Below are 11,575 nucleotides of genomic sequence, written 5' to 3'. Positions count from 1 at the left end.
GCCCGACAATTCATCATAGATATCTTCATGAATGTAGATGCGCTTGGCCGCGATGCAAACCTGACCTGCGTTGTAAAAGCTTGCCCAGAAAAGCTTTTCGGCCACCTTGGCAACATCTGCGTCCGGCAGGACGATTGCGGCATCATTACCGCCGAGTTCAAGTGTGATGCGCTTGAGGTCCTTCGACGCCGATTCCATCACCCGCTTGCCGGTGGCTGTCGAGCCTGTGAAGGTGATCTTGTCGATGTCTGGATGCGCGGTCAGCAATGGCCCAAGTGCATCGCCGCCGGTGATGATGTTCAGCACGCCGGGTGGGAACACGCCAGCAATCAACTCCGCCAAGCGCAAGGTCGCCAGTGGCGTGAACGGCGATGGCTTCAGCACCATCGTGCAGCCCGACAACAAAGCGGGAACAATTTTCTGCACCGCCATCAGCACAGGGAAGTTCCACGGCACGATACCGCCGACAACGCCAACGGGCACGCGGCGCGTGCGGCTGAGACGCTTGTCGCTATCTTCAGTGATTTTCTCTTCAAGGTTGAGCATTGGCAAGGCGCGCGTCATGCCAACGCAGCCAGCAATTTCGCTGCCTGCCTGCATATGTGGCTTACCCTGTTCGGCAGTCAGCAAGCGCATAAGCTCATCGCTGTTCGCCTTGATCACGTCGGCCATTTTGGCAAACAAGGCCCGGCGCTCTTCAACGCTGGTCTTCTTCCATGTCTGGAATGCAGCGCGCGCGGCGGCCACAGCGTTGTCTAGATCAGCCTGCCCGCAATCGGGAACCTGGCCAATTACCTGTTCGGTCGCGGGGTTAACGACGTCAATCCACTGGCCGTTATCCACCAGTTCGCCGTTGATCAGATTCTTGTACTGGGTGGTCATTGTTTATCTCCTGATGAGTCTCTGGCTTTATAGCCTCAAGTTGTCGGCTTGTCCTGCTTTGCCCAATATTCATCACGCAGCAGGCGTTTATACAGCTTGCCGGTGTCGTGGCGGGGAAGCTCCTCGCGAAAATCGATCCGGCGGGGAATCTTGATACCCGAGAGCTTCTCCCGCGCGTAGGCGGTCAGTTCGTCGCGCAATTCATCGCCCGCGTCCGCCATATCCAGTGGCTGAACCACCGCAATAACCTCTTCACCCATTTCGTCATGCGGTCCGCCGATGACCGCAACGTCACGGACGCGGGGGTGCGTGACGAGATGGTTTTCAATCTCCTGTGGATAGATGTTTACCCCGCCGGAAATGATCATGAAGCTTTTGCGGTCGGTAAGGTATAAATAGCCCTCTTCATCCAGACGCCCGACATCGCCCAGCGTCGTCCAGCCATGCTTGTTAGTCGCGCCTTTGGTTTTTTCCGGATCATTATGATAGCTGAAAGACGCGGCACTTTCGAAGAACACGGTCCCTTCCTCACCCACCGGCACATCATCACCATTGTCGTCGCAAATGTGCATCGTGGCATTCAATGCGCGGCCTACCGAGCCCTTGTGCGTCAGCCATTCTTCGCTGGAGATAAAGGTAATCCCCTGCCCCTCGGTCCCGGCATAATATTCGCGCAGGACGGGGCCCCACCAGGCGATCATCGCTTCCTTGATGGGAACGGGGCACGGCGCAGCGGCGTGGACGGCAGATTCGAGGCTCGACACGTCATATTTGGCGCGCACATCTTCCGGCAGTTTGAGCATGCGGGCAAAATGCGTCGGCACCCACTGGCTCGCAGTAATCTTGTATTTCTCGATAGCCATGAGCGCGGCCTCTGGCTCAAATTTTTCCATGACCACGACGGTACCGCCCAACCTGTGCACGGCTGCACACCAGCGCAAGGGTGCAGCGTGGTACAAAGGCGCAGGCGACAAATACACGCTGTCGCCCGAAAATTTGAACGCCATCATGGCAAGACCTGCCAGTACATTGGGCGCGGCAATGTCGGCATCCTCCGGTAAAGGAAAGCGGATGCCCTTGGGTTGTCCTGTCGTGCCGGAGCTGTACAACATGTCCGTACCTGCCCGCTCATCGGCAACCGGCGACGTCGGCATATCGGCAACTGCAGCTGCGTAGCTTTCCCACCCCGCATGTTCGCCGCCGATTATGTAGCGCTTCACCGGGCTTTGGATCTGATCCAGCGCTGAACGAAGATAGGGCGACGCAAACAGCGCTTTTGACCCGCTATCCTGCAGAATATAGTCGATTTCGGACGCCGTCAGTCGGCAACTGATAGCAACATAAATCAGCCCCGCGCGCTGCGCGCCCCAGACGAGATCAAAAAATTCCGCCCGGTTCTCCAGGCAAAATGCCACCGTGTCGCCATGCTTCAGCCCAAGCGCGCGAAACAGATGCGCGCACTGGTTGGACCGGGCATCGAGCTGGCCATAAGTGATAGTTTCGCCCGAACCGGCCATGATGACGGCGGCTTTGTCCGGGTTCGCGGCGGCGTGGACGGCGGGATGTCCCATATTATTCCCCCTGCCAATTCGGTTTACGTTTCTCGGCAAAGGCCAAAGCGCCCTCGCGTGAGTCTTTCGAGGTGAATACTGGCGCGCAGACCTCGTTTTGCTTTTTCCACATCTCCGACGAATTCCAGTCAGGTCGCTCGTTGATGACGCGCTTCGTTGCAATCAACGCCAGCGGGCCATTGGCTGCAACCTTGGCCGCCAGCTCAAGCGCAGCGTCGATCGCAGCACCTTCAGTAACGCGGTTTACAAACCCCACTTCATAGGCCCGCTGCGCCGAAATAAAATCGCCTGTCAGCGCCAATTCCATCGCCATGCGTTTGCCGATAATCGATGGCAAGGTGAGCAGCCCGCCGGCGGCCGCCACAAGGCTGCGTTTCACTTCTGGAATGCCGAACTGCGCCTTGTCATTCGCCACCAGCAGGTCGCATGCAATCGCAATTTCCATCCCGCCAGCCAGCGCATAGCCCTCAACTGCTCCAATCAACGGTTTTGCAGGGGGTGATTCGATAAAGCCAGCAAAGCCCTTGCCCTTGATGCTTGGCAGCTCGCCCCGCAGAAATGCCTTCAAGTCCATGCCAGAGCAGAATGTGCCGCCTGCTCCAGTGATGATGCCTGCATTCAGGCTTTTGTCGCCGTCGAGATGGTCCATCGCTGCAGCGATGCCTTGTGCGACCGCTTGGTTGACCGCGTTTTTCGCCTCGGGCCGGTTGATGGTGATGATCAGGACGCCGTCCTGCGCTTGGGTTAGGACTTCGGACATAGCTTACTCCAAAACTTGGTCATTACCGTCAACTGCGAATGACACACAGGGACATCTCGGTTTACCGCCCCTTGGGCAGGCCAAGCACATGTTCGCCGATGATATTCTTCTGGATCTGGCTCGTGCCCCCGCCGATGGTGGCAGAGAAGCTGTTCAGATAGGACCGGTGCCAATAGCCGTCATCGACCGCGTTTTCGTCACCAACATAATAGCCAGCGCGTGTACCCTGAAATTGCAATGAGAACTCGGTCAGCTCGCGCACCAGTTCGGTCCGCGCCAGCTTGTTCATCAAGGCAAGCCCCATTGGCCGGTCGCTGGTCAGCGGGGCCATGCGGCGGCGCTGGTTGTTCAGGTTCAGCGCCTGGATCTCGATCATATATTCAACCAGTTTATCGCGCATGACAGGGTCATCTAGCACTGGCTTGCCGCCGCGCTTGGCTGAACGTGCCATATCGATGACGCCCATGACGTCCATCTCCTTGACGAAATAGCCGCCGACGGGATTGACCTTGGCACCACGCTCATATTCGAGCGTCTTCATCGCAACCATCCAGCCCTGCCCTTCTTCGCCGACAAGGCCCGAGGCCGGGATGCGCGCATCGGTGAAGAAACACTGGGTAAAGCCATATTCGCCGGTAAGTTTTTTCAAACGCCGGGTGTCGACGCCCGGAATTTTCATCGGCGCAAGGAAGAAGCTCAGCCCTGCATATTTGCTTGGCCCGTCATTCGACGTGCGCGCGAGCAGGATCATGTAATCGGCGCGGTCGCCCAAAGATGTCCAGATTTTGGAACCATTGATGACATATTCATCGCCATCACGAACAGCCTTGGTCTGCGCGCTGCCAAGGTCGGAACCATGTTCCGGCTCGGAAAAGCCCTGACACCAGATTTCTTCGGCGGACAGCATGGGTTTGATGAAGCGACGCTTGTCCTCTTCGCGGCCGATGTCGAGCAATAATGGCCCGGTCCAGCCATTGGCAATCGCGTTGAGCATGATTGGCGCATCATGGCTTTTCATGACTCGCGTAGCGATACGCTGATATTCAGGATGCATGCCATAGCCACCATATTCGGTCGGCCAGGACATGCCGAAAAAGCCCGCCTCATATACCTTGCGTTGCCAGTCGCGGAGGAAATCAAACTGTTGATCCGTGGACACTTCCATGAAGGTCAGCGGCAGCATGAACCCCGGATCGCGCACGGTATGTTCTGCGAACCACGCATCGCACTGCTTTTCAAAACGGCCAAGTTCTTCGGGGCTTGGTGTGCTCATCATTGATTCCTCTCTCGCCATTTAATTGCGCGATTAAATAGAGGATTGCAAGAGCCGTTTGACTGGCCTCAGCCCTTCTTGAAGGGTGCCATTTCGCCGAGAAATTCAATCTCGCGTTCCATCGCCTGCGTTTCCCGCTCCAGAAAATCGGCAACTGCCCTTCGAAAGCCTTCATTGGAAATATAATGCGCCGAGTAAGTCGGCACTGCCTCATATCCGCGCGCCAGCTTATGCTCGCCCTGCGCGCCTGCCTCAACACGGGCAAGACCATGCGCGATCGCATAATCAATTGCCTGATAATAACATAATTCAAAATGGAGGAAGGGCACGTCGCGCGTGCATCCCCAATAGCGGCCATAGAGGCAATCGGGCCCGATGAAATTAAGCGCACCTGCAATCGGGCGGTCATTGTCAAAGGCCAAAAACAGAACAATGCTGTCGCGCATGCTACTGCCGATAATATCGAAAAACGCGCGCGTCAGATATGGCCGCCCCCATTTGCGCGCGCCCGTATCCTGATAAAATACCCAGAACGCGTCCCAATGTTCTGGTGTGATGTCCGCGCCGGAAATCTGTTCGATGCGCACAGCATCTTGGGCGCCTGCACGTTCCTTGCGGATTGCCTTGCGCTTGCGTGATGACAATGCGGCAAGAAAGCCTTCGAAATCGGCATAATCGCGATTTTGCCAATGAAATTGCGTACCCACCCGAGTGAGCCACCCAGCCGCGCGGAATTGCTCCAGCTCACCCTCTTCCACAAAGGTTGCGTGCGCGGACGACAGGCCATTCTGGTCGACCACGGCCTCGGCGGCGCGCAAGATCGGCAACGCCAACGCAGGGTCACGCAACAGCAGACGCGGCCCAGGCACTGGTGAGAAGGGCGCAGCGATTTGCAGCTTGGGATAATATTGTCCGCCAGCCCGCTCAAGCGCATCGGCCCAGTGGTGGTCGAACACATATTCGCCTTGGCTATGCGTTTTAAGATAAGCCGGAACTGCTGCGGCCGGAACACCGTCTGCATCGCGGATAAGGACGGGCGCAGGCGACCAGCCGGTTCCGGGGCCAACGCTTCCCGATTGTTCAAGGGCCGACAGGAAGGCGTGGCTGACGAACGGATTGCCGCGCGCGTTAAGCACATCCCATTGGTCCGCGGGAATGTCGCTGACCTTATTGAAGAGTTCGGCGGTTACGCCGTCTGCCATTAAGCCGAGCGCACCTTTACAACACAGTCAATTTCCACAGTCGCATCGCGTGGCAGGACAGGCACCGAAACGGCCGCGCGGGCGTGCTTGCCGGCATCGCCAAAGACTGCTTCCATCAGGTCGGATGCACCGTTTGCGGCCTCGGGCTGATCGGTGAAGTCTGGGGTCGAAGCGACGAACACGCCAAGTTTCACAATCCGCTCCACGCGGTCAAGGTCACCGCCAAGGGCTGCCTTCATCTGCGCGATCAGCATGACCGCGCATGCTTTGGCTGCGGCCTTGCCATCTTCCAACGACCGGGTATCGCCGACTTTGCCTGTCAAAACCTTGCCATCCACAAACGGCAGCTGACCCGAAATGAAGAGCATGCCGTTCGCTTCCACGGCAGGAACATAGGACGCTACAGGCGCGGCGGGTGCGGGGAGCGTTATGCCCAGTTCGGCCAATTTTGCTTCGATCATAATAATTCTACCTTTTCCAATTCGGGTGCTGGTATGTTTGCCACCAGCTTGTCCCTGATCCAAACTTCGGCGTCCGCCCACCGGTCCAGCCGTGCATGCGCAGATTTCGACGGCTTCACGCGCTCCCACAACAACGGCTCGCCGACAAAATGCAGACGCCACACGTCGGGATGATGTTCTCCCACCGATTCGTGCTGATGGGCCAGATCATCGACGAACACCGCAACACTTGGTCGATATTCATCCAGGATGCGTCCAAGCGCCTCACCCTTCCCGCCCTGGTTGCAGTAAACAGGTGCGTCGATACCAACTGCCCTTAGTTGCTCCGCGCGTGGCCCTGCGCGGTGATCAAGCAGGTTGGTAAGGATAACGACATCGGCGTGCTTGCGGAGCCGGTGGAGGCCATCCACAGCGCCATCAATCGCCTGTTGCCGGTGCATTTCGGTATCGAAAAATCCGTTGAGCAGATCCCACACTCGTCCACGCTCGACGACGGTGCCATCATGCTTGTGGCGCAAGGCTTCGCCCCAGTCACCATGGACGAGATCGAAATGAATGTGATGCGCTTCGTCCAGCCAATCACGAAACGGCACAATCATGTGCAGCAACACTTCATCGCAGTCGGATATCAGAAGCGGGCGAGAACGGATGACACTCATGCCTCCAGTTCCTGCCGTGCCTGCACAAGAACGGCAGGGGACACCCCGATTATGGCCGCGCAAGCAATAAGATCAGGCTCATGGGCCTCAAGAAAGGATAATATCGCCGCCTGCGTGCTGCGGTCAGTAATACTGCCGCGCAGGCCCTCGGGCGTGAGGCCAGTGAGCGACAACAATCTTTCCGCCCGTGATTCGTCCATCAACGCCCAAGCCAAAGCCTGGAACGCCATACCCGATGCGTCTAACTTGCCATTTGTTTCATGCATTGGTTTCGCTTAAGCCATGCCATTCGCGAACGCAAAGCGGGAAAAGGTCGGTATGAGTAAAAAGGTCATGATCGTTGAGGATAATGAACTCAACCTCAAATTGTTCACGGACCTGCTGCGCGCGCATCAGTTCACAGTGGAAGGCGTTCGAGACGGCCGCTTGGCCCTGGAACAAGCGCAGGCATTTGCGCCCGATCTCGTGATCATGGACATCCAGTTGCCCCATGTCAGCGGCATCGATCTTATCGAAGCAATGCAGAAAGACCCGCGGCTATCGGCAATTCCGGTTCTGGCTGTAACTGCCTACGCTGGCAGAGGTGACGAAGAACGCATCATGGCAGCAGGTGCCAAAAGCTATTTATCCAAGCCAGTATCAGTGATGAAGTTTCTAGAGGCGGTGCGAGGAATAATTGGCTGATTAACGTCGCTAAGGCACAATCGTCGTAAACAGAAAGACTGCGAAAATCAGCAGGTGCACTGCGCCTTGGAGAATCGTTGTTTTGCCCGTTCCAAGCGTCAATGTTGTGACCAACAGGGTCAGGAACAGCAACACCATTCCTTTTGTATCCAACCCAAGTGCTATGGGTAGTCCCATCGCCAACGACAAAGCGGCGACGGCCGGGATAGTGAGCCCAATTGTAGCGAGCGCAGACCCAAGGACAAGATTGATACTCGTCTGCAATCGATTAGCCATCGCAGCGCGGAGGGCGGCGACACTTTCAGGCAGCAGCACAAGCGCAGCGATAATGACACCGACGACCGCGCGCGGTGCGCCGGCAGAGGCCACCGCAGCCTCGATCGTTGGCGCAAGCGTCTTAGCCAGCAACACCACCGCACCGAGGCAAAGAATCAACGCAATGGCAGAGAAGATTGTCTGGGCGTTGCTTGGAGGTGCCGCATGGATATCCTCATCCGCGGCCAAAATTTTTGCGGGCAGGAAATAGTCCCGGTGTCGCACCGTTTGCACCATGACGAAAGTCGCATAGAGCATAATCGATACAACCGCCACAAAAGCGAGTTGTGATTCCGAATAAACTGGTCCCGGTTCGCTAACGGTGAAATTGGGAAGCACAAGTGTCAGGACTGTGAGAGCGCACAGGGTAGCAAGCGAAGCGCTCACGCCCGTTTGCTTGAAAATCTGCTCTTTATGCATGATGGCGCCTATAAAGATACACGCGCCGATAAGGCCGTTGGATATGATCATGACGGCGGCGAACACCGTATCGCGTGCCAAGGTGGCAGCGCTTTCGCCAGCAGCCAGCATTAACGTTACGATCAACCCTAGTTCGATGATGGTAACGGCAGCAGCAAGAAGGAATGTCCCGAACGGTTCGCCCACGCGGTGCGCAACAAGCTCAGCATGATGAACCGCCGCAAGTACAGTGGCAATAAGAACGACGCCCAGCAGCAGTATCGGGATCGCCGCGCCAATGCTTGCTGCGATCAACGCCCAAGCGCTTGCAGGCGCAATCCATGTCCAGTGTTGGAAAAATCTTTGCATCGGTTCCATGTAGCGGGACCGAAGTCTTGGGCAAGCCCTCAGAAAGAGCGAATCAAAAAGGGCGCCCGAAGCGCCCTGATCGAATAAATGTGAGCAGCCGTAGGGCTTACTTGATTTTGGCTTCCTTGAACTCGACATGCTTGCGCACGACGGGGTCATATTTGCGGAACGTCATCTTTTCAGTGATGTTGCGCGGATTTTTCTTGGTCACATAGAAGAAGCCGGTGTCAGCGGTGCTGAGCAGCTTGATCTTGATCGTGGCTGGCTTCGCCATGGCCCATTCCTTTGTTCAATAATTTCGCAAAAAACTGCGCAGATAAATACCGCGCTGTTCACAGAGGCGGGCCAATGCGGATTCGCGCGGGTAAAGTCAAGCCAATAAGCTGGAATGCGGCTTTTGCTTCGCGAGATTTCCACAAAACATCCGGGTAGGCGCGTTTCAGCAACTTGCTTTTTATACGCCCCGCAAAACTAAGATCCTGAAACACGTTCACGATGACGGTTACCAGCATTTGAAACGGCGTCGATTCGTCGCTCGGTCCCCTTGCTTTCACACATCGTTAACCATGTTGGCGCATGATTGTCATATTATTGGGGCATTGGGGCATTGCCATGGAATTAGATCATGATCGTCAGATGTTGATTCGCGCCGAGCTAAGCGACCTGCTGGAGGCGTTGCGGCTGACCACATTCGACAGCAGTCCGCTTCAATTCCTGGTCCGACTTGAGACCATTCGTCAGACGGCTATTGCCCATAATATCACCGCCGTTGCAGAAATTGCGAGTGTGTTCGAAGCGTCGATGCAGCGCGTTATCGAATTTGGTGGAGCCGATTCGGTGATCAAAAGTTTCACGAGCATATTGGACGATGCCATTGGCTGTTCGCATTTAAGTCCATCAATGACGCAATCGCTGCTCGCCTCAATTGCGGTACGACTCCAGCACTAATCGTATTTGCCAAATCATGTGCTAGGGCGTCGCCTATGGACGCTCTTTATACGACTTTGCTGTCAGTTTTCCTCGCCGAAATGGGCGACAGAACACAGATTCTTGCTGCCGCGTTGGCGCTGCGCTTTCAAAAAAACCATGCCATCATAGCTGGTCTTGCCTGCGCAACGTTGCTTAATTGCGCGATGTCGGCATTGGGGGGCTCTTTCATCGATAGCTGGATCAGCGCGCAGCCGGTGAAGTTTTTCGCCGGATTAGCGTATATATTTGCTGGCGCGGGAATGCTGTTCTGGCGCCGCAATGTCGATCCGTTGCGCAACTGGAAAACGTCAGCTTTTTCGACGGCATTTCTTGGGCTGTTCATTTTGCAATTTGGCGACAAGAGCCAGTTCATCATCGCCGCGCAAAGCGCGCGTACCCCGTTGTGGGGGATGACGTTGGCTGGCGGTTTCGTTGGCATTATGGCGGCGACTGTTCCGGCAGTCATCATGCGAGACAAGCTCGCGCAAATTGTGCCATTGAAGCCCATTCGATGGCTCTCCGGCGCAATTTTTTTGATCTGGGGCGCCGTGCTTGCAACGCAAGCTTTTGGCATAAGTTGAGAGCAGTAACCCCGTGCATGCGTTTGAAACTGGCCAATTCGTTCCTATATGCAGTTCATCCCCCGCATAAAGGAGAACCGCGATGGCAGCTGGCGACAATAGCAAAAAAGCATTGGCTGATGCATTAAATGGCCTTTTGGCCGATTATTACGCGCTGTATTTGAAAACCAAGAATTTTCACTGGCATGTCAACGGCCCGCATTTCCGCGAATATCATCTGCTGTTTGACGAACAGGCGACAGAGTTGATTGCGACCACTGACCTTGTGGCAGAGCGCGTGCGCAAACTGGGTCAGGATACGTTGACATCAATTGGTTCAATTGCGGCAAAGCAGCGCATCAAAGATCATGATTCGACTTCGACGGACGCGGCAAAGATGTTGAAGGAATTGCACGCCGATAACGAGATAATGATCACAGCGTTGAAGAACGCAAAAGATCTGGCTGACAAGGCAGGCGACAATGCAACCGACAGCCTGTTGGATGACTGGACGGACCAAGCCGAACAGCGCGCCTGGTTTCTGGCCGCGACAATCGGCAACACCTGACAAGCGCAACAAAAAAGGCGGGCAAAGCGTTATGCTTCACCCGCCTTTTTGAATTTCTAAAGCGCACTTATTCGGAAAGCGTGCTCAGGTTCGTGGCCGAATATTTGCCGCGACGGTCGATTTCGATGTCGAAAGCCAAACGATCGCCTTGAGTCACTTGACCCATGCCCGAACGCTCCAGCGCAGAAATGTGAACGAACACATCTTCGCCGCCATCGTCGCGTTGCACGAAACCAAAACCCTTCATGTCGTTGAAGAACTTCACTGTCCCGTTGGCACGTTCGCCTGTTGATTCGCGTTGCGGGCCACGTGGCGCCGAGTCGCGATCACCACCACGGAAGCCGCCACGATCATCGCCGCGCGGTGCACGATCACGATCAAAGGCAGGACGGTCCGGACGCGGTGCACGTTCGCTGACGGCCATTGGTTCGCCATCGATGACGAGATCCGTTGCGGACACCTTGCCACCACGTTCCACAAGCTGAAACTCTAATGGCTGACCTTCTGCAAGACCAGCAAGTCCAGCCTGCTCGACAGCACTGATATGGACGAAGACATCGTCTGGACGACCGTCTACCTGAATGAAGCCAAAGCCTTTTTGGCCATTGAAAAATTTGACAATTCCTTTGCCGGAACCGATGACTTGGGCCGGCATTGGAGGACCGCCGGGACCACGACGCGGGGCACCAAAGCCACCTCCGCCACCGCCGCCGCCGCTATTGCCGCCGCCATATCCACCACCGCCTGAACGGCCGCCACCAAAGTCACTTTGATAAGGGGACGGTGCGCGATAACCGTCATAGCTTTCATCACCGAAACCGTCTCTTTTGTCCCGGCCCTTGCCAGCACGCTTGCGATCAAAACCCATAACTTCTTACTTGCCTTCTCATCGCCCTGAACCAC

Annotated in this window: 15 protein-coding genes; 4 read left to right on the top strand and 11 right to left on the bottom strand. The window is 56.0% G+C overall.

The window, feature by feature from the left end; translation table 11 throughout:
- From ACK4S7_RS11300 to ACK4S7_RS11265, 8 genes are all read right to left on the bottom strand, one after another.
- Positions 1 to 882 (bottom strand): aldehyde dehydrogenase family protein (locus ACK4S7_RS11300; RefSeq protein WP_409646839.1); only part of this gene is annotated, 882 nt, incomplete at its 3' end.
- A 35-nt stretch (positions 883 to 917) separates the two neighbouring features.
- Positions 918 to 2,453 (bottom strand): acyl-CoA synthetase, encoded by a 1,536-nt coding sequence (locus tag ACK4S7_RS11295; RefSeq protein ID WP_409646838.1) that lies wholly within the window; start codon positions 2,451 to 2,453, stop codon positions 918 to 920.
- A 1-nt stretch (position 2,454) separates the two neighbouring features.
- The gene (locus tag ACK4S7_RS11290) at positions 2,455 to 3,213 is read right to left on the bottom strand and encodes a crotonase/enoyl-CoA hydratase family protein (RefSeq protein ID WP_409646837.1); all 759 of its coding nucleotides are present in this window, start codon (positions 3,211 to 3,213) and stop codon (positions 2,455 to 2,457) included.
- Positions 3,214 to 3,274: 61 nt separating this feature from the next.
- Positions 3,275 to 4,489 (bottom strand): acyl-CoA dehydrogenase family protein, encoded by a 1,215-nt coding sequence (locus tag ACK4S7_RS11285; protein WP_409646836.1) that lies wholly within the window; start codon positions 4,487 to 4,489, stop codon positions 3,275 to 3,277.
- Between the two features lie 65 nt (positions 4,490 to 4,554).
- Positions 4,555 to 5,688: a GNAT family N-acetyltransferase gene (locus ACK4S7_RS11280; protein WP_409646835.1), complete on the bottom strand. Its 1,134-nt coding sequence runs from the start codon at positions 5,686 to 5,688 to the stop codon at positions 4,555 to 4,557.
- The gene (locus ACK4S7_RS11275; RefSeq protein WP_409646843.1) at positions 5,688 to 6,152 is read right to left on the bottom strand and encodes a RidA family protein; all 465 of its coding nucleotides are present in this window, start codon (positions 6,150 to 6,152) and stop codon (positions 5,688 to 5,690) included. Before ACK4S7_RS11275 ends, ACK4S7_RS11280 begins: the two co-directional genes overlap by 1 nt.
- Entirely contained in the window at positions 6,146 to 6,808 is a 663-nt protein-coding gene (locus ACK4S7_RS11270) for an HAD family hydrolase (protein WP_409646834.1), read from the bottom strand. Before ACK4S7_RS11270 ends, ACK4S7_RS11275 begins: the two co-directional genes overlap by 7 nt.
- Positions 6,805 to 7,074: a DUF3572 family protein gene (locus ACK4S7_RS11265; RefSeq protein ID WP_409646833.1), complete on the bottom strand. Its 270-nt coding sequence runs from the start codon at positions 7,072 to 7,074 to the stop codon at positions 6,805 to 6,807. The genes ACK4S7_RS11270 and ACK4S7_RS11265 overlap by 4 nt, the downstream gene beginning before the upstream one ends.
- A 52-nt stretch (positions 7,075 to 7,126) precedes the next feature.
- On the opposite strand from ACK4S7_RS11265, the gene ACK4S7_RS11260 reads away from it, so the two are divergent.
- Positions 7,127 to 7,492: a response regulator gene (locus ACK4S7_RS11260; RefSeq protein WP_409646841.1), complete on the top strand. Its 366-nt coding sequence runs from the start codon at positions 7,127 to 7,129 to the stop codon at positions 7,490 to 7,492.
- Between the two features lie 9 nt (positions 7,493 to 7,501).
- Here ACK4S7_RS11260 and ACK4S7_RS11255 read toward each other — a convergent pair whose 3' ends face one another.
- Positions 7,502 to 8,575 carry a calcium:proton antiporter gene (locus ACK4S7_RS11255; protein ID WP_409646832.1) on the bottom strand — a complete coding sequence of 358 codons (1,074 nt, stop codon included), beginning with the start codon at positions 8,573 to 8,575 and terminating at the stop codon, positions 7,502 to 7,504.
- 106 nt (positions 8,576 to 8,681) lie between these two features.
- A complete protein-coding gene (gene rpmG, locus ACK4S7_RS11250) occupies positions 8,682 to 8,849 on the bottom strand; it encodes a 50S ribosomal protein L33 (RefSeq protein WP_125229418.1) in 168 nt (55 codons plus the stop codon).
- A gap of 302 nt (positions 8,850 to 9,151) precedes the next feature.
- Between rpmG and ACK4S7_RS11245 the strand changes: the two genes are divergently transcribed.
- The 3 genes from ACK4S7_RS11245 (at position 9,152) to ACK4S7_RS11235 (ending at position 10,672) form a co-directional block, all read left to right on the top strand.
- The gene (locus tag ACK4S7_RS11245) at positions 9,152 to 9,523 is read left to right on the top strand and encodes a hypothetical protein (RefSeq protein WP_409646831.1); all 372 of its coding nucleotides are present in this window, start codon (positions 9,152 to 9,154) and stop codon (positions 9,521 to 9,523) included.
- A 35-nt stretch (positions 9,524 to 9,558) separates the two neighbouring features.
- On the top strand, positions 9,559 to 10,125 hold the full coding sequence (locus tag ACK4S7_RS11240; protein WP_409646830.1) for a TMEM165/GDT1 family protein: 567 nt from the start codon (positions 9,559 to 9,561) through the stop codon (positions 10,123 to 10,125).
- A gap of 82 nt (positions 10,126 to 10,207) precedes the next feature.
- The gene (locus ACK4S7_RS11235) at positions 10,208 to 10,672 is read left to right on the top strand and encodes a Dps family protein (protein WP_409646829.1); all 465 of its coding nucleotides are present in this window, start codon (positions 10,208 to 10,210) and stop codon (positions 10,670 to 10,672) included.
- 67 nt (positions 10,673 to 10,739) lie between these two features.
- Here ACK4S7_RS11235 and ACK4S7_RS11230 read toward each other — a convergent pair whose 3' ends face one another.
- Complete coding sequence (locus ACK4S7_RS11230; protein ID WP_409646828.1) at positions 10,740 to 11,540, bottom strand: cold-shock protein; 801 nt, start codon at positions 11,538 to 11,540, stop codon at positions 10,740 to 10,742.
- Positions 11,541 to 11,575: the final 35 nt, after the last annotated feature.

This window comes from Sphingorhabdus sp. (genome assembly GCF_046292425.1).
Lineage (GTDB): Bacteria > Pseudomonadota > Alphaproteobacteria > Sphingomonadales > Sphingomonadaceae > Sphingorhabdus_B.
Note: the sequence above shows the minus strand (reverse complement) of the source record. Positions and strands in the feature narration are given on the sequence as shown.